The sequence below is a fragment of the Candidatus Doolittlea endobia genome, assembly GCF_900039485.1.
Taxonomy (GTDB): domain Bacteria; phylum Pseudomonadota; class Gammaproteobacteria; order Enterobacterales; family Enterobacteriaceae; genus Doolittlea; species Doolittlea endobia.
Genome location: NZ_LN999833.1, coordinates 811,091 through 834,734 on the forward strand (window position 1 = coordinate 811,091; position 23,644 = coordinate 834,734).

Below are 23,644 nucleotides of genomic sequence, written 5' to 3' on the forward strand. Positions count from 1 at the left end.
TCATATACTATGGAGTCACTTTTCATGTGTGACGGCAGAGCTACGTCATAACAAGGCAAAAGAATCTTAATCTTGCCCGCGCTGCTAGCTAAGCTTGATAAATCGCAGCACCCTTGCCTTAAGGCGGTCATTACGATTCAAATTGGTTGAAAAACAAGACACAGTCGATGCTGTCGTTATAAACCTAAATCACAATAAATTGAATCTGAATGCCTGCTGAACAGTAGGTGTAATTTGAGTAAATTAAGTTATAACGTTTCACAACTGCTTAATTTCACGAAGACATCTCTAACACCGTAGCGGTTTTTGCGGAGACTACTATTGAATGCTTTTATTTTTTCTTAGTGAAATTATAGGCTATATCACCTGTTTTGACTTGTTTGAGAAAGGTCATTATAACCTTCTATCGGTCAATAAATAATCTATATCTACTCTCCTTGAGATAGGAGGAAGTGATAATGCAGCAGCATAGCACTAAACATTAAAGCCTCTTAAGAGATATGCCTCGACGGACCGCCTTCATTTACATACACTTGTCCCCTTGCGAAGACTAATTTTATCGTTTTCACCTACAAATATCGAATAGAATTTTCTATTCTACTAACGGTATTACTCGCAGGATTGAAGTTAGAGCAACACTGCGCAATTTGCCCATTGTAGGCTACTATCGTACTGATTTATCTTACACTGAGAGATTTCATTTTAAGATAAAACAGTTAACGTGATCCAATATATTGTAGCATTGACCTGTGGTACCGGTAGCGGTAAAAGCGCGGTAGTCAACACCTTTTCTTCGTTCGACGTGCCTCTGGCAGATGCTGACGTCATTGCCCGAGAAATGATACAATCGAAAAGTTTGACGCTGCGCGCTATCGTAAAATGTTTTGGCCAATGATATTAAGCATGGACGGCTCGTTAGATTGTGCCTCGCTTCGAGAGCGCGTTTTCAATGACTCGGTAAAAAATCTGACTTAACGACTTGATTCATTCGCTTATTCAACGTCAAATAGAGCAGAAATTGCGCTCTACGCACGCACCGTACGTGCTGTAGGTAATGCTCCTCTGACCGTAAACAACCTGCAACAACGCGCTAATTGGCGCTAGTGCTGGACGTAAAACGCAAGTGCCAGGTTGCCAGAACAATAAGTTTGGACGGCGTCAGCTGTAAGTAGGTTGAAACATTCTAGCGTCACAGGCGCTACGTCAGCGGTCTAGCCTACGTAGATAATGTTATTGATAATAGCGGGTGTCCCGAGAAGATAACGGACGCGTTGCTACCTTGCATCAACGCTTACGGTATCAGAAATCCGAGATAAATCACTATGAGTGACATTTGCTCGACAACAGTGCTGTTTGAACACCCGTTAAATGAAAAAACGCGTACCTGGCTACGGTTGGAGTTTCTATTACAGCAGCTTTATAAATATTCAACGTTAAATGAAACGGCCAACGCGCTGATGTTTTTTCGTGCTTTGGCCGATATGCTAGATTTTCTAGAACGCAGCGATATTCGCAGTGAAATTTTGAAAGAGCTCGATCGTCAGCAGAAAAAGTTATTGCGGTGGGAGGGGATGCCCGGTGTTGACAGTAAGCGCGTCAGTGCTTTGCGAGCCGAATTTAAGCACCAAGCTGCGACGCTAATGTCAGCCCCGCGTTTTGGGCAAGTGCTGCGTGAAGATCGCCTGATCGGCGCCATACGCCAGCGACTTTTCATACCTGGCGGTTGTTGCAGCTTCGACTTGCCCGCACTGCATCTCTGGCTCCATTTACCGCAGTCGCAAAAGGACATGAAGGTAAACAGCTGGTTACAAACGCTATCTCCGCTTAACGCCGCGCTAAGCTCCATACTGGATATCATGCGCCATTCAGGGTCGTTTAAAAACCAAATCAGTTTAAACGGCTTTTTCCGCAATAATACCGAAGGAGGCGTTTTGCTACGGCTGCGTATCCCAGTTGAGTATCGACTATATCCGCAAGTATCCGGCTATAAAATCCATTATGCCATTCGTTTCTTTCCTCTAGACAGTGCAAATGGTGTGTTGCCGAACCGATTGCCCTTTGAACTTTCTTGTTGTTAGGATAACATATTATGAGTGAAAGTATAGTTAACGTCACCTGCCCTACCTGCAGCAAGACGGTACAATGGAGTATAAGAAGCCCATTCCGACCGTTTTGTAGCAAACACTGCCAGTTGGTTGATTTTGGCGAATGGATGAAAGAAGAAAGATGTATATCAAGCGATGTACAAATTACCGATGACGACAGAGTTTAATGTGATAATTACTCGCTATTTGGAGCTCAACGTTATATGTAAAATCTGCTAGAGCAGATGGCTGACAAGTACAGGGCCTAATGTTGAAGTCGATATAGCTGTGGCATAAAAAATGAGCTTGTTTCCTTTTTTGGGTTATACAAACGCTATTAAAATGACTAATGCTATAAGTAAATTTAACATAGTTTTTACATAACTGATGTACTGATGTGTGGCCGTTTTGTTAAATTTCGCTAGTCGTATAGTAAGTAAATCAGTAAATAATTCTCGGTAAACTTTAAGTAATATATATCGCGTGGTTGACGGTAAAGTGTGTAAGTCTCATTGCATATGCCCTACCTTTCCGACACCATAAAGGCGTGCTTTATATGAATTACATCAAGCATTGACCATAGATTTGCAAGAATAGATGCCACATTCCTTTATTTATCCAACAACAAAAGCAACATTAATGAATTTGTTTTAGGATTCAAAACGCGCATTACAAATAATCTGTTATCCTCCTTACTGATAGTGTCAGTCAGGACACTGCGCATATGCTCCCCCCCAGGAAGCGAAAGATTAATCTTTGTCCAACAATGATCACAAGTATCATGTAAATGATGTACCATCTTGGCTCTTATAGTAGTGTCTCATAAAGTGTAGAAATATTATTTCGTTTTTTTAAAAAAAAGAACAACCAATATCTATTTTAAACTTGCAATGACAACCTTATAGTATTAGCATGTAAGTATGGAGCACTGGATTCAGTGCGACGCAATTATCGATTCTTGTTATTTGTTAGTACAGTTTTAGGTACGTAAACAAAACCGTAGTAATATAAAAAGGGCACAGTTTAACTCGATGATAGCGCCGTATTGACCATCTTGGATGATTTTGTTCAGAAAAATGCCTTTCTACCTCGATACAGCTCGCTTTCTTGGCGACCTTAGTGAGTTCCTTTATATTTGCACCGGATGTTTCATGTAGTTCTTGAACCACGGCAGAAGGTTTTATCCGGTTAATTTGAGCCGAAAATTTGACAGGCGCCTAGGTAAATTAAAAGCTTTGGTCCGGAAAGGGTCGTCATGCGAAGACGTAATGAGACAATCAAGGCACAAGCAAGCGCTGGCCTGTGCGAATGCGCTTCCCCCTACTCCAGTTGTGATCGGCCAGCAAGTAATCTTAAGTTGGATGGTGGATTACTGTTGGTAAGGTATCATCGGCGCGCAGTGTCATGATCTCACAACCGTCCTCGGTTACCACGATCGTGTGCTCATACTGTGCCGACAGGCTATGATCTTTGGTTTTTACCGTCCAGCCGTCTTTCATGGTGCGGATGCGGTAGTCTCCGGCATTGATCATAGGCTCAATAGTGAACGCCATGCCAGGTTGTAAAACCACACCGCTGTCGTCAGCATCATAATGCATCACCTGTGGCTCTTCATGAAAGCCTTTCCCGATGCCATGACCACAATATTCACGTACCACAGAAAAGTGCTCTGCATCAACAAACTGCTGAATCGCTTTACCAAGCGTACGCAGGCGGATGTTTGGCCGAACCATGCGAATTGCTAGATATAGACTTTCTTGCGTCACACGGCATAGTCGCTCGCCGAGGATAGTCGGCTTGCCGACGATGAACATTTTTGAAGTATCCCCGTGGAAGCCGTCTTTGATAACAGTGACGTCAATATTCAGAATATCGCCCTCTTTAAGTTTTTTTTCATCGCTCGGAATTCCGTGACATACAACTTCATTGACAGAAATACAAACTGATTTCGGAAAACCATGGTAGCCGAGCGACGCAGAAACGGCGTGCTGTTTCTCGGTGATATGTTGATAGCATAACCGATCTAATTTGCCAGTGCTAACGCCTGGTTTTATATAAAGCTCAATGAGTTCCAGAACCTCGGCGGCTAACCTGCCGGCAACGCGCATCTTCGTAATATCGTCTGCTATTTTAATAGGAATAGCCATATAGAGATCCACAATCGACATTAAGATCGACAATAATATAAGTTAAATTAGCAAGTGAGTTAATGGTATCAGTACGACCGGACGCTGCCAAATTATCATTATTCTCGCAGGCTTCGCAAAACATTTGGTGGAGTCCGTGCGTGTTTTATGGTATAAAAACTGCGCTATTACACACACGTATCGATACATGTGCCGGGTGCTTTGATCATAAGGTCGAGGTCGTCCGTATGGGATATGTGGAGGCATAACCCCAAATAGACATAGAGGTTTATCATGGCAACTGTTTCCATGCATGACATGCTCCAAGCTGGCGTGCATTTTGGTCATCAGACCCGTTACTGGAATCCGAAAATGAAGCCATTCATTTTCGGTGTTCGCAATAAAGTTCACATCATTAACCTAGAACACACCATACCGTTGTTCAACGACGCTTTAGTTACGTTAAATAAAATCGCCTCGCGTAAAGGTAAAATCCTATTTGTCGGCACTAAGCGCGCCGCAAGCGAAGCGGTAGAAAAAGCGGCTAATGGCTGCGATCAATTTTTCGTCAACCATCGCTGGTTAGGTGGGATGTTAACCAATTGGAAAACGGTTCGTCAGTCTATCAAACGTTTAAAAGACCTGGAAATTCAGTCTCAAGACGGTACGTTTGAGAAGCTGACTAAGAAAGAAGCGCTGATGCGCACGCGTGAGCTAGGTAAACTGGAAAACAGCCTTGGCGGTATCCAGCATATGGGCGGTCTGCCGGACGCGATATTTGTTATTGATGCGGAACGTGAACATATCGCTATCAATGAAGCTAACAATCTGGGCATTCCGGTTTTTGCTGTCGTTGATACTAACTCAGATCCAGACGGCGTCAACTTTATTATCCCGGGTAATGATGATGCCATTCGCGCAATTAACTTATATCTAACTGCCGTTTCTACAACTATACGCGAAGGCCGTTCTCAGGGTCTGTCAAAACAAGTCAAAGAAAACTTTGTGGAAACTAAATAATAAAGACGGCTTGCAGGAGTCCTGATTAACCAAGTTTGAATATGTTGCTTAAAGGGCCTATTATTACAGGTTTGCTTTTTACCTATCTCCAACACGGAATAATGAGGAAAAGATAATGGCTGATATTACCCCTGTCTTGGTTAAAGCACTGCGCGAACGTACCGGCGCAGGTATAATGGAATGTAAAAAAGCGCTAGTTGAAGCTCAGGGTGATATCGAACTAGCTATCGATAACATCCGTAAATCCGGTCAAGTTAAGGCCGCCAAGAAAGCAAGCCGTATCTCGGTAGAAGGCATTATTCTGACCAAAATCATCCGAGATGGTCAATACGGCGCTATCATCGAGTTAAACTGTGAAACCGATTTCGTTGCAAAAAGCAATTGTTTTAAAGCTTTTGGCGATGCAGTCATTACCGCTGCGCTGAACGAACATATTACCAACGTGAAAGTGTTGAAGGCCAAATTTGAAGAACAGCGTACTGCATTAGTAACAAAAATTAGTGAAAATATCAATCTCCGCCGCCTCGGTGTTCTTGAAGGCAATGTTCTTGGCTCTTATTTGCACGGCTCACGCATTGGCGTCATGGTTTCCTCCGCAGGTGCCGATAAAGATCTGATGAAGCACGTAGCTATGCATATTGCTGCCAGCAAACCAGAATACGTCAGTGCGGATGACATCCCTGCTGACGTCATCGCCCGTGAGCGTAAAATTCAGCTCGATATCGCTGTGCAGTCCGGAAAACCACGTGAAATCACCGAGAGAATAGTCGAAGGCCGTATGCGTAAGTTCACCGACGAGATTTCTCTGACTGGACAAAACTTCGTGATGGACCCAAGCAAGACCGTTGGTCAGTTTCTGAGTGAACACGATGCTAAAATCAATAACTTTATTCGTTTTGAAGTAGGTGAAAACATTGTGAACGCTGAAAGCGATTCGCCGCCGAAATGACCGTGATAGAAAAGAAGTTTTAATTACGTTGTTTGGACCCGTCTGCACGCAGATCCGCCACTGTGTGCTTACTCATCAGCTGTGGCACAACACCAGGTAAATTTTATTGCATCAATTGTTCTCAAGGAGAAATAAATGACAACTAATACAAAATCCATGTACCAGCGTATCCTGCTTAAATTAAGCGGCTACCTAGAGTACTAGACCGCATAAACCAGAAAATAAAAGTATACGTTGTGAGTATAGATTAGGCACCTGTACTTTAGAATAGAATCACAATTTATTAACACGTGTTTAATGTAAACGAGACTCGCGTGTTACAGTGGCGCTCATGATGATAACGCAAGTATTTAAATTACCAGTCATGCATAACGTTGCATGGCAACCAACAGCCACTGTCCCACAAAACAACTTAGTCTCAAGGATTCGCAATATGCTTAATAAAATCCGTGAAGACGCCGAGATTCGCATGAAAAAATGCGTCGACGCGTTCAAAGAACATATCAGCAAAATCCGTACTAGCCGTGTTTCTCCGAGCTTGCTTGACGGCATTCAGATTGACTATTACGGCTCGTTGACGCCCTTACGCCAGTTGGCCAACATTATTGCCGAAGACTCCCGTACCCTAGCCATCACCGTCTTCGATCGGACACTGACACCGGCGGTGGAAAAGGCTATTATGATCTCCGATCTGGGACTAAATCCGTCTTCCGCCGGCACGGTGATTCGCGTACCGCTGCCACCGTTGACTGAAGAGCGCCGCCGCGATCTGATAAAAGTCGTACGCGCTGAGGCAGAACAGGGTAGAGTGTCAATACGAAACGTCCGCCGCGATGCTAACGATAAGGTAAAGGCGCTGTTAAAAGATAAAACCATCGGTAAAGATGAAGATCGCCGCTCGCAGGATGAAATTCAGAAGCTAACCGATGTCTGGATCAAAAAGCTTGATAACGCCTTGAAGGAAAAAGAATCGGAATTAATGGAAATTTAATCCCCTTAGCGAAATGCAACCGCCGCAGCGGGTCCCTGACTATCAGGGAATTTCGCTGCGGCGTTCTTTTGTGTAAACCGATATAGACAAAACGCAAAATGATACCAATAATTTTACATTAGAGGAACAGATTAATGGCAACTAACGCAAAACCCATGTATCAGCGTATCCTGCTCAAATTAAGCGGTGAAGCCCTGCAAGGCTCAGAAGGTTTTGGTATAGATGTCAGCGTGCTAGACCGAATAGCCCAAGAAGTTAAAGAACTGGTGGAGTTGGGTGTTCAGGTGGGTGCGGTCGTCGGCGGTGGCAATTTGTTACGTGGTACAGGGTTAGCAAAGGCCGGTATGAATCGCGTGGTGGGCGATTATATGGGGATGTTGGCAACCGTTATGAACGGTCTAGCGATGCGTGACGCATTGCATCGCGCTTATGTTAACACTAATTTAATGTCAGCGATTCCGATGAACGGCGTCTGCGACACTTATAGTTGGGCCGAAGCCATCACTCTGTTGCGCAATAATTGTGTCGTGATTTTTACCGCTGGTACCGGAAATCCCTTTTTCACCACTGATTCCGCTGCTTGTCTGCGTGGCATTGAAATCGAAGCTAAAGCCGTACTGAAAGCTACAAAAGTGGATGGTATCTTTTCCGCTGATCCCACAAAATATCCAAATGCTATGCTTTATGATCAGTTGAGCTATCAGGATGTGATGAAGAAAGAATTTAAGGTTATGGACTCGACCGCTTTCACTCTAGCGAGGGATCATAATTTACCGATACGCGTCTTTAATATGAATAAACCTGGCGCGCTATGGAGAGTGGTCATGGGTGATAAAGAAGGCACCCTGATTACAGGTAATGCATAACGATGGTCGTGCTTTTCCAGCTTGCTTAACGGTATTCAAACTAGTCGGAGGCTAAGTCCGACTTCGTTAGGTACGGTGAGTCGCGTACCGCTGTTGTTGATTCCTGTTCAAAGCTTAATAGCGCCCTAAATTTAATTTGTATAAACGCTACAGCAGTGCCTTCCTGTTTGGGCACTTTTATTGCAGTGTTTTAATGAAGCGCGGCCCTTACGTCATGACTACTTGCCGGTGAACGGTGAACACAATTGCGATTTATCAGAGTTTATCGGAATATGGTGTGTTGAGCTCCGGTAGTTCTTTTCATCACATATCAACTAGCGACACTAGTCACGATAACGCTGGAGCAGTTTTTGCGCACTCTAAATTAATCGATAGGCCGTCGGTAAATTTTGTCACCATGATGAATAAAGGCCTGGAATATATCGAAACGTGCTGGTTGTTCAACACTGATGCAAAGCAAGAAGTGCTGCTGCGTATCCCCAGTCCATAATTTACTTGATGGTACGCTATACCGAGGCAGGATACTGACGTAATTAGTATCTCTCGATACCTACGCTTATCGCTTACGCGATGGTGTACCCCAACGGGTTCTTGAAGGCGTCGCATCGCTAGATTTTTACGCCTTGGCACGCCGAGATTTACGCAGCTAGATACCGTTCGTCCCTGCCTGCAATTGGTTTTAGTGCTTGCCAGAAAGGGCAAGTAGCGACGATGACGCTAAATGCCACTAATGAAATTGCGGTGACGACGTTTTTATACAGAGTGATATTCGTTTTTATCTCCGACGTGAATCGGCGGTGCTGGAACAAATCGGTCTACCTAAACTAGACAGCGTTGAAGAGGTCTTGATCATCGACAGACAAGCGCGAACAAAGGCCCTCCAGAACATTGTTCATTTTAGATAGTAAGCTGTCAGTATACTGCGATAGCAGATTTGTTCGTTAACCTGCAAAATGCTATAGTTTATGCCATTCATCCCTTCGATGAATTGGCTAGTCGGATAAATCAGCCTAGGCTGTGCATGTATACACTTTTCGTTTTCAAGGTTTGTTTCGGTAAGGCCGGTAGTACTTTTATTGAGGAAATACGTAAGCGTGATGTCGTCTGAAAATCAGCAAGAGGGAAAATCTTTGCCTGCCTTCTCCTCACCGCGTCATGTGGCCATCATTATGGATGGCAATGGCCGCTGGGCTAAAAAACAGGGGAAATTGCGTCTTTTCGGCCACCAGGCCGGCGTTAAGTCAGTCCGCCGCGCAGTAAGCTTTTCCGTCCGCCACCATTTCGAAGCATTGACGCTGTATGCCTTCAGCAGCGAAAACTGGAACCGATCTAGTCAGGAAGTGTCCGCACTAATGGAGCTATTTGTCTTTGCGTTGGATAGCGAGGTAAAAAGTCTACAGAAGCATAATGTCCGGCTGCGAATTATTGGCGATACTTCGCGTTTCAGCCTGTGTTTGCAGGAGAGAATTCGCCGTTCAGAAGCTCTGACCTATAACAATAACGGATTGACCCTAAATATTGCCGCGAATTATGGTGGCCGTTGGGATATCATTCAAGGGGTACAGAAACTTGCCGCTAGAGTGCGAGAGGGTATCCTGCGACCTGACCAAATAAATGAGGACGCTTTATCTAAGGTCGTTTGCACAAATGAGCTGAACCCTGTAGATCTCCTTATTCGCACCGGCGGGGAATATCGTATCAGTAATTTTTTGCTATGGCAGATTGCCTACGCAGAGCTATTTTTTACTGACGTGTTATGGCCGGATTTTGATGACACTGTTTTTGAAAGTGCGTTAGATGCTTTTGCTCAACGCGAGCGGCGTTTCGGTGGAATAATACCTAATGTTAATGTATCTTAAATACGGTCGTCATAAGCTGCAAATGAAGAAACCTAAGGATTTGCCTTGTTTTTACCTAAAAAAAAGAACGACTCATGCTTGTTTGTAATAATGAGAGACCTTAGGAGGGTTTGTGCTGCAATATCGTCTTCTTACTACCTTGGTTTTGATGCCAATCGTTATTGCTGCACTGTTTTTGTTGCAGCCGGTCGGTTTTGCCCTGATCACGCTCGCTGTGTGCATGTTCAGCGCCTGGGAATGGGGCCAGCTCGCGGGATTGGCTTCACTTAGCCAGCGCATCGCTCTAGCAATTCTGTGCGGCTTATTACTGACGATAATGTTGCTCATTGTGCCGGCCTACCGGCCGTTCGTGACAGTCTGGCAAGTGCAATATACTTTGTGGGTCGCTCTTGTCTGGTGGCTATCAGCGTTGCCGCTCATATTGAGCTATCCCCGTTCCGCCGTGATTTGGCGTAAATCTCGGCTACTGCGGTTGGTATTCGGCATCTTAACTATTGTCCCCTTTTTCTGGGGGATGCTAGCGTTACGTCAGCATAATTATGATATTAACCATTTCGCCGGCGCCTGGTGGCTATTTTATGTCATGGTATTAGTGTGGAGCTTGGATTCAGGCGCTTATATATTTGGGCGCGCGCTAGGTTATTATAGGCTGGCGCCAAAAATCTCGCCAGGTAAGACTTGGGAAGGATTGTGGGGTGGCTTGATCACCTCCGCGGTCATTACCTGGTTATTTATCAAGCATGCTCCGATTACCGCCGCTCCGTTTACGCTACTGGTTTCCTCAATCATGGCGGTGCTGGCGTCAGTATTGGGTGATTTAACCGAAAGTATGTTCAAACGGGAGGCTGGTATCAAAGATAGTAGCCATTTAATCCCAGGCCATGGCGGAATTTTAGATCGGATAGATAGCCTGACCGCTGCGGTGCCGGTATTTTCCTGTCTGATGCTCTTAGTTTTTAACGCTGTCTGAACTAAGACTATATACAATTTATGCTGCAGTTTTAATATCCTTGCTACATGTATCGTAGCGCGGATATTGTAATAATGTAGCACAAGTTCAATCATTTTAGGTAGCTTGCCGAGATGATGGAACGGATGAACGGTATGAGCTGTCGGGGCCGAACGTCGGCATAAGACGTTTAGTCATATTGTTTCTGACTAATTTTCTTAATTGGCGTGCTGAGCTACCAGCCTGCGATCAGCGAAGTAGCCTCATTCTATCGCAGTTCAGGCTGAAATTTCAGTATGGAACTTCAGTCGGTTAAAGGTATCAAAACGCCTGATTAGGATTCGGCTCGTCTACAGCTCATCGACAAAATTAGCAATAATAAAACTTCTTCAGAGAGAAGCGAGAAATACCTTGACATTGCGCCGATGTGATTAGCTTTACTACTAGATGTTTCTGGCGCTGATAAGCGCCAATTTTTAGATTATCAATCTGTTTCTATTACTGGTGTTCAATGGTGGCATTTACTCTTTCTTTAGAAAAATTCAAAGTCTGAATAAGTGCATGACTTTAGTTACCCATGCGCTCGATTTTGCTGATACTGATAATGGATCTAGCCTTTCAATGATTTGTCCAGCCTATAGGCTGAGATTATATTAGGAAGAACGCATAACCGTGATGGCGATGAAAAAGCTGCTCATAGTGTCGCTGCTTCTTAGTAGCACTACCGTATACAGTGAAGACGGGTTCATAGTTAAAAGTATTCATTTTGAAGGATTGCAACGAGTTTCCGTTAGTGCGGCACTACTTAATATGCCGATCCGTATCGGTGATAAGGCAATCGATAAAGATATCGATAAGATTATCCGCGCACTCTTCGCTAGCGGAAGCTTTGAAGATATCCAGGTACTTCGTAACGAAGATTCACTAGTTGTACGGGTTAAGGAACGTCCAATTATTGCCAGCATTGCCTTTTCCGGCAATAAATCGGTGAACGAGCAAATGCTTAAACAAAATTTAGATGTTCGGAGCGTTCGGGTCGGCGAAGTTCTTGACTATGCCATTATTTCCAATATTGAAAAAAGCTTTGAGGATTTTTACTACAGCGCCGGCAAATACAGCGCCACGGTTAAGGCTGTAGTCACGCCTCTGCCTTGCAATCGCGTTGATCTAAAGCTGATCTTTGCCGAAGGCATCTCGGCTAAAATTCAACAAATTAATATTATTGGCAACCACGCCTTTACAACCGATGAGCTAATTTCATGCTTCCAACTGCGTGACGAAATACCGTGGTGGAACGTAGTGGGCAATCGCAAATACCAAAAACAAAAGCTAGCTAGCGACTTAACAACCTTGCGGAGATTTTATCTTGACCGCGGCTATACCAACTTCAAGATTAACTCCACGCAGGTCAATCTAACACCAGATAAGAAAAGCATCTATATTACCCTGAATATTACCGAAGGTGTACAATACAAGGTGTCCTGTATGGTAATCAATAGCAATATAGCCGGCTACACCGACGAAATCGAACAATTAGCCAAGATACAGCCGGGTGAACTGTACAACGGCACAAAAATTACTAAAATAGAAAACGACATTAAGCAATTATTAGATCTTCACGGTTATGCCTATCCTCACGTAGTGACGCAGACGCAAATCAACAACGCAGATAAAACAGCCAAGCTGTACATTAGCGTTGATGCAGGCACCCGGTTCTACGTCCGTCAAGTGCGTTTTGAAGGCAACGATATTACTAAGAATTCCGTGCTGCGCCGTGAAATGCGTCAGATGGAAGGAGCCTGGATGTGCAACAATCTGGTAGCTCAGGGTAAAGAGCGCCTTAATCGTTTGGGCTACTTCGAAACCGTAGACACCGAAATCCGGTGTGTGCCAGACTTACCTGAACAGGTAGACGTGGTCTACAAGGTGAAAGAACGCAACACTGGCAGTATCAACATTTGCGTCGGTTTCGGGACCGAAAGCGGCGCGAGCTTTCAATTCGGTATCCAGCAGAATAATTGGCTTGGAACCGGAAACACCATCGGTTTTAACGGCACGAAGAACGACTACCAAACCCATGCCGAACTATCTATGACCAATTCATATTTTACAATAGATGGTGTCAGCCTGGGCAGCAAGATCTTTTATAATGATTTTAGCGCCGATAACGCGGACCTGTCCGATTATAATTTGCGTAGCTATGGTGTAGATAGCACGCTAGGTTTTCCAATAAGTGAAAACCATTCGCTGAATTTAAGCCTGGATTACGTGCATCATACTCTAACCAATATGCAACCTCAGATAACTATGTGGCGCTATCTAAAAAGTGTCGGTATCAATCCCAAAGTAGTCACCACAAATAAATCGGACAGTGATGTCAATTTTAGCGCTGATGATTTCTTCTTATCGATAGGCTGGAATTACAACAATTTGGATCGCAGTTACTTCCCCACTACCGGTTCGCGTACCAGCTTCACTGGTAAGGTCACGGTGCCCGGCTCCAATAACGAATATTACAAAATTACCCTCGACGCCAGTCATTACATTCCACTTAACAAAAGTGGCAACTGGGTACTGATGGGCCGAGCCCGCACCGGATATGCCGATGGTCTTAGTGGAAAGGACGTTCCGTTCTACGACAACTTCTATGCGGGCGGTTTCAATACCGTGCGGGGTTTCCGTTCCAATACCATTGGTCCAAAAGCAGCGTATTATAAATGCAATAGCGGTAATGCCCACTATAGTAATTGTCCGATCGACAAATCTAGAGATTCCGTAGGAGGTAATGCGCTGGCGATTATCAGCGCCGAACTTATTTTGCCGACGCCGTTCTTGAGTGAGAAGTATTCTAACTCGGTACGCACTTCACTATTTGTCGATGGCGCTACCGTGTGGGATACAAGCTGGCAAAGTACCGGCGCCACCCACGCCGCCGCGATTCCGGACTACAGCAAACCAGGTAATATCCGTATTTCAAGCGGAATTGCTCTACAGTGGATGTCTCCATTGGGACCGTTAGTGTTCTCTTATGCGCAGCCGGTCAAGAAATACAACGGCGATAAGTCAGAGCAGTTTCAATTTAATATCGGCAAAACGTGGTAATATTACACGAGATGACGTATAGACAAGAAGCAACACAAAGACATTAACGCATTACAAAATGTTAAGTGAATATCATGTTTTACTATCGCCTGACTTTACATTAAAGAAAAACACAAAGAGCGGTTAAGGAGTTTATAGTGAAAAAGTGGTTATATGCCATGGTCCTGGGTTTAGTATTCTCTACCTCTACTATCGCGCAAGCTGCCGATAAAATCGCTGTAGTTAACGTCTCCACTATTTTTCAGCAGTCGCCGCAGCGGGCTGTGGTTTCTAAACAGCTCGAAAATGAATTTAAGGATCGCGCTAGCGAACTTCAGTCCATGGAAAATGATCTCCAGATTAGGATACAGCGTTTGCAACGCGACGGCTCCATTATGAAAGCTAGCGAACGCGACTCATTAGAGAAATCTGTGATGGTACAGCGCGAAACCTTCTCTACCAAAGCACAGGAGTTCGAGCAGGATAACCGTCGGCGTCAGACGGAAGAACGTAACAAGATTCTGAGTTGCATTCAGGACGCAGTGAAAAACGTAGCCACCAAAGAAGGTTATGATGTGGTAATTAATGCTGACGCCGTAGCTTACGCCACCAACGCCAAAGACATCACCGCTGACGTTCTAAAACAGGTTAAATAAGCCATGTCTTCAATTCGACTGGCTGATTTAGCGCGGCAGTTGGATGCACAATTGCACGGTGATGGTAATATTAGCATTACCGGTATTGCCTCCATGGGCAGTGCGCAAGAGGGGCAAATTACATTTCTCTCTGACAGCCGTTTTCGTGAAAACCTCTCTTCTTGTCAAGCGTCGGCGGTAGTGCTCACTGCAGATAGCTTGCCTTGTGTCACCGGCGCTGCACTGGTTGTCCGAGATCCTTACCTTACCTACGCCCGTATGGCGCAGTTGATGGATACTACGCCGAAACCCGCTGAGGATATCGGCGCCGGAGCAATCATCTCTACAAATGCAACCTTTGGGGAACGAGTAGCGGTGGGCGCTAATGCGGTAATTGAATCCGGTGTCGTACTAGGGGATGACGTAATAATCGGACCTGGTTGTTTTATTGGTAAAAATACCCGAATTGGCGCCGGCACACGCTTATGGGCCAACGTCACCGTATATCACGATATTTTCATCGGCGAACGTTGCCTAATTCAATCTGGCACTGTGATCGGCGCAGACGGTTTCGGTTATGCCAATGATCGCGGCGACTGGATCAAAATACCGCAGCTTGGCCGCGTTATCATTGGCGATCGAGTCGAAATTGGTGCTTGCACTACCATCGATCGCGGCGCGCTAGACGATACCCGTATTGGAAATGGTGTAATTATTGATAATCAGTGCCAGCTTGCACATAACGTAGTTATTGGTGACAATACCGCGGTTGCTGGCGGTGTTATCATGGCGGGCAGCCTAACCATTGGTCGCTATTGCATGATTGGCGGCGCGAGCGTTATCAACGGTCATATAACTATTTGCGATAGAGTCATAGTAACCGGTATGGGCATGGTAATGCGCTCGATAGCCGAGCCCGGAGTCTATTCATCTGGAATCCCGCTGCAGCCGAATAAAGAATGGCGAAAGACCGCCGCATTAGTCATGAATATTAGCGATATGCGTAAGCGGATGAACACTATCGAGCGAAAATTAGCAAAAACTCATCGTTCTCGCTCCTTGTAGAGAATCAGGCGCGTCAAGCACGGTTGACCAGCGAGACATTACTATATCCGTAGACTAGGTAAAGCAAGCAGACTGTGTTATTGATGCCACGTTTTTATAGACAGGAAGAGTATTTTGACTACTGACACTCATACTCTGCATATCGAAGAGATATTAGAACTTTTGCCACATCGTTTTCCATTTTTACTGGTGGACCGTGTGCTGTATTTTGAAAAAGGTAAGTTCTTGCAGGCGGTAAAGAATGTTTCCTTCAACGAACCTTTTTTCCAGGGGCATTTCCCAGGTAAACCGATTTTCCCAGGCGTACTGATTCTGGAAGCCATGGCACAGGCGACCGGCATTTTGGCGTTTAAAAGTGCGTGTAAGTTGGCCCCTGGAGAACTCTATTATTTTGCTGCCATTAATGAAGCTCGTTTTAAACGTCCAGTACAGCCTGGCGATCAAATGGTCCTCGAAGTTGAATTTATTAAAGAACGTCGTGGCGTCGCGCGTTTCAAAGGTGTCGCCAAGGTTGATGCTGAAGTAGTTTGCGAAGCATCGATGATGTGTGCCCGTCGCCGGGAGGTCTAGATACGTGGTTGATCAATCCGCTTTTATACATCCCAGCGCTATTGTAGAAGATGGCGCTATCATCCACGCCAATGTGTATGTTAGTCCGTTTTGTATTATCGGGCCGCAGGTTGAAATCGGCGCGCGCACAATGCTGAAATCCCACGTGGTGGTCAGCGGCATCACCCACATAGGTGAAGATAATCAAATTTACCCGTTCGCTTCACTAGGTGACGTTAATCAGGATCTGAAATATGCCGAGGAACTGACACGGGTCGAAATTGGGCACCGTAACCAGATTAGGGAAAGTGTAACAATCCATCGGGGAACAATACAAGGCGGAGCAGTTACCCGAGTCGGTAACGACAATGTGCTGATGGTAAATGTTCATATCGCCCACGACTGCACGGTAGGCAGTCACTGCATTATAGCGAATAATGCCACACTCGGCGGTCATGTAGCGGTCGATGATTATGCTATAATCGGAGGTCTGACCGCGGTACATCAATTCTGCGTTATTGGCACTCATGTAATGGTTGGCGGCTGTTCTGGCGTTGTCCAAGATGTGCCGCCGTTTGTTATTGCCCAAGGTAATCACGCCACACCTTTCGGCCTGAATATTGAAGGATTAAAACGACGTGGTTTCGATCGTACAGCCCGAAACGCGATACGTGCTGCCTATAAGGTTCTTTATCGCAGCGGTAAAACTCTCAAAGCAGCTAAGTCGGAACTGGAAGCACTAGCAAAAGAACACGAAGTAATTAACACCTTCCTTGATTTTTTACCGCGCTCCCAGCGCGGTATTATTCGCTGATTATGTCTTCACGTCCTATTGTGATAGGCCTGGTGGCAGGCGAGACATCGGGAGATATCCTCGGTGCCGGTTTGATACGTTCTGTACGTGATCATCTGCCAAAAGTTCGTTTTGTCGGCGTTGCCGGCCCGCACATGCGGGCGGAAGAAATGGAATCTTGGTATGACATGGAAGAGCTGTCGGTGATGGGTATCGTGGAGGTAATTAAGCGCCTGCCTCGGCTGCTTCGTATTCGCCGCGACCTGGACCGCCGCTTTACCGTGCTGCGTCCTGATGTCTTTGTTGGCATTGATGCACCGGATTTTACGATTGTGTTGGAAGGCCGCCTTAAACGGCGTGGTATCCGTACTATCCATTATGTTAGTCCTTCTGTTTGGGCCTGGCGGCAGAACCGGGTGTTTAAAATTGGCCGCGCCACCGATAACGTACTGGCCCTTTTGCCGTTTGAGAAGGCTTTTTACGATCGCTACAATATTCCATGTCAGTTTATCGGTCATGCAATGGCGGACGCCATGCCTCTCGACCCGGATAAAACCGCCGCGCGCCAGGCGCTGGATATCGCTGCTGAAGCGCAATGCCTGGCACTTCTGCCTGGTAGCCGCTACAGCGAAGTAGCGATGTTAAGCGCGAACTTTCTGCGCGCAGCCAAGCTGTTGTATAAGCGTTTTCCAGGGCTTGAGATCGTCGTACCGTTAGTGAATCCAACCAGGCGGGCGCAGTTTAAGGACATCTTGACAGCAGTAGCACCAGCATTACCAGTAAGACTTTTAAACAATCAAGCCAGTCAGGTTATGATTGCCTCCGATGCTGCCCTATTGGCTTCAGGCACCGCGTCCCTTGAGTGCATGCTAGCCAAGTGCCCGATGGTAGTTGGCTATCGCATGAAGCCCTTAACGTTTACAATAGCACGTCGGTGGGTGAAAACGCCGTGGGCTTCGCTGCCTAATCTGCTGGCCGGCCGTGAACTAGTCAAAGAACTGTTGCAGAAAGCGTGCCACCCAGAAGCGCTGGCAGCAGCCCTAATTCCGCTGTTTAATAACGATGATAAGCGTGCTGAGTTGCTGTCTACATTTCGCCAATTACACCAACAGATTCGCTGTAACGCCAACGAGCAGGCAGCGCGTGCGTTGTTAGCGCTGATTAACTGTTAATTCATTTCTAATGAAAACCACGACAGAATCTTTTATCTATCTTACAGTAATACTTACGAACTAGAGAAAGTCTCTAATATAAACAAAATATCAATACTTACCAAGTAGCTTATTAGCAATGCGACGAACAGTCGCCTGTCTAGCGGTAGTATAGGATATTGTGCTAGCATGGATATTAATCGTTGCTCTCTAGACATTAAAGAAATCAGTCCCTTTTATGATCCAACATAAGTGGAACCCAATCCTTTCCGTCTGGCAAGAAAAGTATTTCACGCCGTGCCTCATCGACGAAATTTTGTACCGGTTTAGCAGGTACTGGAATTGGCATACATCTATTAACGTCGCGTCAAAGTCTCTTGACGGGTAATATTATAAATGGCTGAACCACGTTTCATTCACTTGCGCGTCCATAGCGACTATTCCATGATAGATGGATTAAACAAAATCGATTCATTGCTAAAAAAAACTGCTGCCTTACATATGCCGGCAATGGCCATTACTGATTTTACCAATTTATGCGGACTTATTAAATTTTACAGCAGCGCTCATGATTTTGGTATCAAACCGATTATAGGTGCAGACTTTTTTGTACAAAGCGAAATGATGAACGACGAACTGGCGGAATTGACTATTCTGGCGGCGAATAATGTTGGTTACCAACATTTAACCCTACTGATTTCCGATGCCTATAAACGTGGATACAGTGCAGTCGGGCCAGTTATCGATCGCGACTGGTTGATTAAGTATAAGGAAGGACTAATTTTACTTTCTGGAGGGCGTAAAGGGGATGTTGGTAAACTCCTGTTGCGTGGTAATACACCGCAGGTGGAACAATGCCTAGCATTCTATGAGCGCTATTTCCTAAATCGTTACTATCTGGAATTAATCCGAACTGGCCGGTCGGATGAAGAACGTTACCTGCATGCTGCAGTTGAGCTGGCAACACGTCGGGGCTTGCCGGTTGTGGCCACCAACGACGTGCGCTTTATCAACCAGGAAGATTTTGACGCTCACGAAATCCGCGTGGCAATTCATTGTGGCTTTACTATAGATGAAATTAAACGGCCGCGAAATTACAGTTCGCAACAATATATGCGCAACGAAGAAGAAATGTGCGAGTTGTTTGCCGATCTGCCAGAAGCGCTAACTAACAGCGTAGAAATTGCCAGATGTTGTAACGTCACTATCCGCCTTGGGGAATATTTTTTGCCGCAATTTCCGACCGGTGAGATATCTACTGAAGATTATCTGATCAAATGTGCGCGCGAAGGGTTAGAGAAACGGTTAACATTTCTGTTTCCTTCTGCCGATTTGCGACGGGAAAAACGGCCGTCTTACGATGAACGTCTGGCTATCGAATTGCAGGTGATAAACCAAATGGGATTCCCGAGTTACTTCTTGATCGTTATGGAGTTTATCCAGTGGGCAAAAGACAACGGCGTCCCTGTCGGTCCTGGACGCGGATCTGGGGCTGGATCTCTGGTTGCTTATTCGTTAAGCATCACAGATCTTGATCCATTAGCGTTCGATCTGCTATTTGAACGCTTCCTGAATCCGGAGCGCATATCAATGCCAGACTTTGATGTCGATTTCTGCATGGAAAAACGTGATTTAGTAATTGATCACGTGGCCGAAACCTACGGCCGAGATGCGGTTTCGCAGATTATTACATTCGGGACCATGGCAGCCAAAGCAGTAATCCGTGATGTTGGGCGAGTACTTAAGCACCCTTACACCTTTGTAGACCGCATTTCCAAGCTAGTACCGCCCGACCCAGGTATGACTTTGGAAAAAGCCTTTGTTGCTGCGCCGCAATTACAGGCGATTTATGATGACGACGAAGAGGTCAAAGCACTAATTGATATGGCACGTAAGCTCGAAGGTGTCACGCGTAACGCTGGCAAACACGCCGGCGGCGTGGTGATCGCGCCGACTAAAATTACCGATTTTGCACCGCTTTACTGCGATGGAGAAGGTAACCATCCAGTAACTCAGTTCGACAAGAATGATGTAGAATACACCGGTCTGGTGAAGTTTGATTTCCTTGGCCTACGTACCCTAACTATTATCAACTCAGCGCTGGAAAAAATCAACGCCCGGCGCGTACGCCAGGGTCTGGAAACCATTAATATCGCTGCTATCCCCTTGGATGATAAGAAGAGCTTCGATATGCTACAACGCTCTGAAACGACTGCCGTTTTCCAGTTGGAATCGCGTGGCATGAAGGATCTAATAAAACGCCTGCAGCCAGATTGTTTTGAGGATATGATTGCTCTAGTAGCTTTGTTCCGGCCAGGACCACTACAGTCAGGCATGGTTGATAACTTTATCGACCGAAAGCATGGCCGAGAAGCAATCTCCTATCCTGATAGCGAGTGGCAACACACCTTGCTGCAGCCTGTGCTAGAACCGACTTATGGAATCATCCTTTACCAAGAACAAGTCATGCAGATAGCTCAAGTGCTGGCAGGTTATACTCTAGGCGACGCGGATATGCTACGCCGCGCGATGGGAAAAAAGAAACCGGAGGAGATGGCAAAACAGCGCTCGGTGTTTAAAACCGGCGCGGAAAGTATCGGCGTCGACGGCGAACTATCGATGAAGATCTTCGATCTACTGGAGAAATTCGCCGGCTACGGCTTTAACAAATCCCACTCCGCCGCTTATGCGCTGCTATCGTATCAAACACTATGGTTAAAGGCTCATTATCTTGCCGAATTCATGGCTGCGGTGATGAGTGCCGATATGGATAATACCGAAAAGATAGTAGAGTTAGTGGGCGAATGCTTGCGTATGGGCCTAAAAGTTCTTCCGCCAGATATCAACAGCGGCCAGTACCATTTTCACGTCAATCCAGAAGACGTGATAGTCTACGGCATCGGAGCCATTAAAGGCGTAGGGAAAGGATCTATCGAGGCAATTATTGAAGCACGTGATCAAGGCGGACATTTTCGTGACTTGTTCGATCTATGCGCGCGTACTGATATTAAAAAACTCAATCGTCGGGTGCTGGAAAAACTAATTATATCCGGTGCCTTTGACTGTCTTGGACCGCACCGCGCCGCGTTGATAGATACTCTTGACGATGCGCTCAAGGCCGCCGATCAGCACGTCAAAGCCAAAGCTATTGGTCAAGGCGACATGTTTGGCGTGCTAGCAGAAAAAGCGACGGCGGTAGAATCGACTTACAGTACCGTGGCGCCTTGGGAGGAGAAGGTATTGCTGGACGGCGAGCGTGAAACGCTTGGGCTGTACCTGACCGGGCATCCCATTACTCAATATCTTCGCGAGATTGAGTATTATAGCGGCGGGGTACACCTAAAAGATATACGTCCTACCAATCACGGAAAAATAGTGACCGCTGTGGGGATAGCGTTGTCCGCTCGGGTAGTAGTCACGAAACGTGGTCATCGGATCGGCGTTTGCATACTGGAAGATTGTTCAGGTCGTCTAGACGTGATGTTATTCACGGATACGTTGGAAAAATACCAGCATTTACTGGGAAAAGACCGCATCCTTATCGCTCAAGGACAGGTTCATTGTATTGATTTTAACGGTGGACTGAAAATGATCGTTCGTGAACTAATGAGTCTTAGTGAAGCACGTGAAAAATACGCACGCGGGCTTGCGATCTCGCTGACCGATAAGCAAATTAATGACTCACTGCTTAACCGTCTTCGTTTATTCTTGGAATCGCATCGATCGGGGATGATTCCAGTGCATCTTTATTATCAACGACAAGATGCACGCGCGCAGCTGCGCTTTAAGACAACTTGGCGAGTGCACCCGACTGACCGTTTACTGAATGATTTGCGAACACTTATTGGAAAGGAACAAGTGGAGCTTGAATTTGACTAATATAGGAATATTATGAGTCCGCATTATCTTGATTTTGAACAGCCGATTGCAGAACTAGAAGCGAAAATTGACTCGCTGAATGCAGTCAGCCGTCAAAACAAAAAATTAGATATTAATCTGGATGAAGAGGTGCAGCGCTTGCGCGAGAAAAGCGTAGAACTAACACGGAAAATATTTTCCGATCTTGGCGCTTGGCAGATCGCTCAATTGGCAAGGCATCCTACGCGTCCATATACGCTGGACTATATCCGACATATCTTCACTGATTTTGACGAATTAGCGGGCGATCGGGCCTATGCCGATGATAAAGCCATCGTTGGCGGTATTGCACGTCTGGATTCAAGACCGGTCATGATCATCGGACATCAGAAAGGCCGTGAAACTAAAGAGAAAATCCGCCGTAACTTCGGCATGCCGGCACCGGAAGGTTATCGTAAAGCGCTGCGGCTGATGAAGATGGCAGATCGTTTCAACCTGCCGCTACTCACTTTTATTGACACCCCAGGCGCTTACCCAGGAGTCGGCGCCGAAGAACGTGGCCAGTCAGAAGCTATCGCGAAAAATCTGCGTGAAATGTCGGGGCTGCACGTGCCGGTGATTTGCACTGTAATTGGTGAAGGTGGCTCCGGCGGGGCACTGGCAATTGGCGTAGGCGACAAAGTCAATATGCTGCAATACAGTACTTATTCGGTTATTTCCCCAGAAGGCTGCGCATCCATTTTATGGAAAAACGTAGATAAAGCTCCTATTGCTGCCGAAGCCATGGGTATTATCGCTTCGCGATTGAAAGAACTTGAGCTTATTGATAGCATCGTACCGGAGCCGTTAGGCGGCGCTCACCGTGATTTGTCGACTATTGCCGCCTCACTGAAAGTACAGCTTCTGGATGATTTGTCAAAGCTTGACGGCCTAAATACGGAAGAATTGCTGAACCGCCGTTATCACCGTCTGATGAATTACGGCTATTGCTGAACAACCGTCGCTACTACAAAAATACATGGTATCCTGTTTGGATTAAATGATGCTTCGTGTCGATCCAATTCTAAATGCTCGGTTAGTAAAGGACTTTCTAATAAACATTATTACGATACTTTTACTAAATCAGATAATTAAGACTATTACATCTGGAACTTATGGATAGAGCAAAGTGTTGGAAACAAGCCTAATACACTGAATCAGTGTCTGCTATGCAGCAAATGAAAATAGCCTTGCGTTATATAACAAAAAATTCTCGCTGGCTATTTATACTTAAGCAAATCAGTTCTCGCTCATATGTAGCTAATAATACATAGATGTCACAGCATGAATAGTGTTAAGTAGCTTTTATATGAAACGTATTTTAAATGCAGCTTGCAAACGTGACGTCGATGTTCTAAGAGCAAGCTGCCTCTGCAGCGTTGCAAGCTGATCGTAGCGCTATTATGCAGCCGAAACGGCTTGCGCCACTTTTGAAGCGGCTTGTCAGCCCATTTTAAACAATGCGCAGTTTACGTCTTCTTGGTCGCTGATTAACCTTGTGTTTTCGTCTCAAACCATTCTCCTTTGCTTCTTACCAAACAGTGTAAGTGCCTACAATTTTTTTCGGGATTACGCTCGCCGAAAGTACCGTCAGAACGATCTATCTGTTTAAGAGAATAATATATTAAA

General features: G+C 45.6%; 18 protein-coding genes and 2 pseudogenes. 19 read left to right on the forward strand and 1 reads right to left on the reverse strand.

Going from position 1 to position 23,644, the window contains the following annotated elements; genetic code table 11:
• Positions 1 to 721: 721 nt before the first annotated feature.
• From A4A68_RS03755 to yacG, 3 genes are all read left to right on the forward strand, one after another.
• Positions 722 to 895, forward strand: coding sequence for a dephospho-CoA kinase (locus tag A4A68_RS03755; protein ID WP_231938059.1), 174 nt, complete (start codon positions 722 to 724; stop codon positions 893 to 895).
• Between the two features lie 427 nt (positions 896 to 1,322).
• Positions 1,323 to 2,078: a cell division protein ZapD gene (gene zapD / locus A4A68_RS02960; RefSeq protein ID WP_067566429.1), complete on the forward strand. Its 756-nt coding sequence runs from the start codon at positions 1,323 to 1,325 to the stop codon at positions 2,076 to 2,078.
• Between the two features lie 11 nt (positions 2,079 to 2,089).
• On the forward strand, positions 2,090 to 2,272 hold the full coding sequence (gene yacG, locus A4A68_RS03275) for a DNA gyrase inhibitor YacG (RefSeq protein ID WP_082800158.1): 183 nt from the start codon (positions 2,090 to 2,092) through the stop codon (positions 2,270 to 2,272).
• A gap of 1,164 nt (positions 2,273 to 3,436) precedes the next feature.
• Here yacG and map read toward each other — a convergent pair.
• A complete protein-coding gene (gene map / locus A4A68_RS02965; protein WP_067566433.1) occupies positions 3,437 to 4,231 on the reverse strand; it encodes a type I methionyl aminopeptidase in 795 nt (264 codons plus the stop codon).
• 273 nt (positions 4,232 to 4,504) lie between these two features.
• Here map and rpsB point away from each other — a divergent pair, with 273 nt between their 5' ends.
• The 16 genes and pseudogenes from rpsB to accA all read left to right on the forward strand — a co-directional run bounded on the left by rpsB (position 4,505) and on the right by accA (position 22,969).
• Complete coding sequence (gene rpsB / locus A4A68_RS02970) at positions 4,505 to 5,230, forward strand: 30S ribosomal protein S2 (protein WP_067566435.1); 726 nt, start codon at positions 4,505 to 4,507, stop codon at positions 5,228 to 5,230.
• A 115-nt stretch (positions 5,231 to 5,345) separates the two neighbouring features.
• Positions 5,346 to 6,202, forward strand: a pseudogene (gene tsf / locus A4A68_RS02975) (translation elongation factor Ts).
• A 410-nt stretch (positions 6,203 to 6,612) separates the two neighbouring features.
• Entirely contained in the window at positions 6,613 to 7,170 is a 558-nt protein-coding gene (gene frr / locus A4A68_RS02980; protein ID WP_067566437.1) for a ribosome recycling factor, read from the forward strand.
• A 134-nt stretch (positions 7,171 to 7,304) separates the two neighbouring features.
• Positions 7,305 to 8,036, forward strand: a complete 732-nt coding sequence (pyrH, locus tag A4A68_RS02985; RefSeq protein ID WP_067566439.1) for a UMP kinase — start codon at positions 7,305 to 7,307, stop codon at positions 8,034 to 8,036.
• A gap of 277 nt (positions 8,037 to 8,313) precedes the next feature.
• A pseudogene (locus A4A68_RS03960) lies at positions 8,314 to 8,418 on the forward strand (hypothetical protein); the annotation flags it as partial.
• A 329-nt stretch (positions 8,419 to 8,747) separates the two neighbouring features.
• The gene (locus A4A68_RS03945; protein WP_158648182.1) at positions 8,748 to 8,864 is read left to right on the forward strand and encodes a hypothetical protein; all 117 of its coding nucleotides are present in this window, start codon (positions 8,748 to 8,750) and stop codon (positions 8,862 to 8,864) included.
• A gap of 269 nt (positions 8,865 to 9,133) precedes the next feature.
• Positions 9,134 to 9,895 (forward strand): (2E,6E)-farnesyl-diphosphate-specific ditrans,polycis-undecaprenyl-diphosphate synthase, encoded by a 762-nt coding sequence (gene ispU / locus A4A68_RS02990; protein WP_067566442.1) that lies wholly within the window; start codon positions 9,134 to 9,136, stop codon positions 9,893 to 9,895.
• 112 nt (positions 9,896 to 10,007) lie between these two features.
• Complete coding sequence (cdsA, locus tag A4A68_RS02995; protein WP_067566446.1) at positions 10,008 to 10,865, forward strand: phosphatidate cytidylyltransferase; 858 nt, start codon at positions 10,008 to 10,010, stop codon at positions 10,863 to 10,865.
• 654 nt (positions 10,866 to 11,519) lie between these two features.
• Entirely contained in the window at positions 11,520 to 13,946 is a 2,427-nt protein-coding gene (gene bamA, locus A4A68_RS03000) for an outer membrane protein assembly factor BamA (RefSeq protein WP_067566449.1), read from the forward strand.
• Positions 13,947 to 14,083: 137 nt separating this feature from the next.
• Positions 14,084 to 14,581, forward strand: coding sequence for a molecular chaperone Skp (gene skp, locus A4A68_RS03005; RefSeq protein WP_067566451.1), 498 nt, complete (start codon positions 14,084 to 14,086; stop codon positions 14,579 to 14,581).
• Between the two features lie 3 nt (positions 14,582 to 14,584).
• The gene (gene lpxD / locus A4A68_RS03010; RefSeq protein WP_067566453.1) at positions 14,585 to 15,625 is read left to right on the forward strand and encodes a UDP-3-O-(3-hydroxymyristoyl)glucosamine N-acyltransferase; all 1,041 of its coding nucleotides are present in this window, start codon (positions 14,585 to 14,587) and stop codon (positions 15,623 to 15,625) included.
• Positions 15,626 to 15,739: 114 nt separating this feature from the next.
• Positions 15,740 to 16,195: a 3-hydroxyacyl-ACP dehydratase FabZ gene (gene fabZ, locus A4A68_RS03015; RefSeq protein ID WP_067566455.1), complete on the forward strand. Its 456-nt coding sequence runs from the start codon at positions 15,740 to 15,742 to the stop codon at positions 16,193 to 16,195.
• Positions 16,196 to 16,199: 4 nt separating this feature from the next.
• On the forward strand, positions 16,200 to 16,988 hold the full coding sequence (gene lpxA / locus A4A68_RS03020) for an acyl-ACP--UDP-N-acetylglucosamine O-acyltransferase (RefSeq protein ID WP_067566458.1): 789 nt from the start codon (positions 16,200 to 16,202) through the stop codon (positions 16,986 to 16,988).
• A gap of 2 nt (positions 16,989 to 16,990) precedes the next feature.
• Positions 16,991 to 18,139, forward strand: a complete 1,149-nt coding sequence (lpxB, locus tag A4A68_RS03025) for a lipid-A-disaccharide synthase (protein ID WP_067566461.1) — start codon at positions 16,991 to 16,993, stop codon at positions 18,137 to 18,139.
• A 375-nt stretch (positions 18,140 to 18,514) separates the two neighbouring features.
• A complete protein-coding gene (gene dnaE, locus A4A68_RS03030; RefSeq protein WP_067566464.1) occupies positions 18,515 to 21,997 on the forward strand; it encodes a DNA polymerase III subunit alpha in 3,483 nt (1,160 codons plus the stop codon).
• Between the two features lie 12 nt (positions 21,998 to 22,009).
• Positions 22,010 to 22,969, forward strand: coding sequence for an acetyl-CoA carboxylase carboxyl transferase subunit alpha (accA, locus tag A4A68_RS03035; RefSeq protein ID WP_067566467.1), 960 nt, complete (start codon positions 22,010 to 22,012; stop codon positions 22,967 to 22,969).
• Positions 22,970 to 23,644 lie beyond the last annotated feature (675 nt).

Bases quoted from the DNA above. Each gene is read 5' to 3' on its own strand.
- bamA (WP_067566449.1), top strand. From the start codon at position 11,520: ATGGCGATGAAAAAGCTGCTCATAGTGTCGCTGCTTCTTAGTAGCACT.
- map (WP_067566433.1), bottom strand. From the start codon at position 4,231: ATGGCTATTCCTATTAAAATAGCAGACGATATTACGAAGATGCGCGTT.
- yacG (WP_082800158.1), top strand. From the start codon at position 2,090: ATGAGTGAAAGTATAGTTAACGTCACCTGCCCTACCTGCAGCAAGACG.
- A4A68_RS03945 (WP_158648182.1), top strand. From the start codon at position 8,748: ATGACGCTAAATGCCACTAATGAAATTGCGGTGACGACGTTTTTATAC.
- lpxD (WP_067566453.1), top strand. From the start codon at position 14,585: ATGTCTTCAATTCGACTGGCTGATTTAGCGCGGCAGTTGGATGCACAA.
- dnaE (WP_067566464.1), top strand. From the start codon at position 18,515: ATGGCTGAACCACGTTTCATTCACTTGCGCGTCCATAGCGACTATTCC.
- pyrH (WP_067566439.1), top strand. From the start codon at position 7,305: ATGGCAACTAACGCAAAACCCATGTATCAGCGTATCCTGCTCAAATTA.
- ispU (WP_067566442.1), top strand. From the start codon at position 9,134: ATGTCGTCTGAAAATCAGCAAGAGGGAAAATCTTTGCCTGCCTTCTCC.
- rpsB (WP_067566435.1), top strand. From the start codon at position 4,505: ATGGCAACTGTTTCCATGCATGACATGCTCCAAGCTGGCGTGCATTTT.
- frr (WP_067566437.1), top strand. From the start codon at position 6,613: ATGCTTAATAAAATCCGTGAAGACGCCGAGATTCGCATGAAAAAATGC.
- lpxB (WP_067566461.1), top strand. From the start codon at position 16,991: ATGTCTTCACGTCCTATTGTGATAGGCCTGGTGGCAGGCGAGACATCG.
- accA (WP_067566467.1), top strand. From the start codon at position 22,010: ATGAGTCCGCATTATCTTGATTTTGAACAGCCGATTGCAGAACTAGAA.
- zapD (WP_067566429.1), top strand. From the start codon at position 1,323: ATGAGTGACATTTGCTCGACAACAGTGCTGTTTGAACACCCGTTAAAT.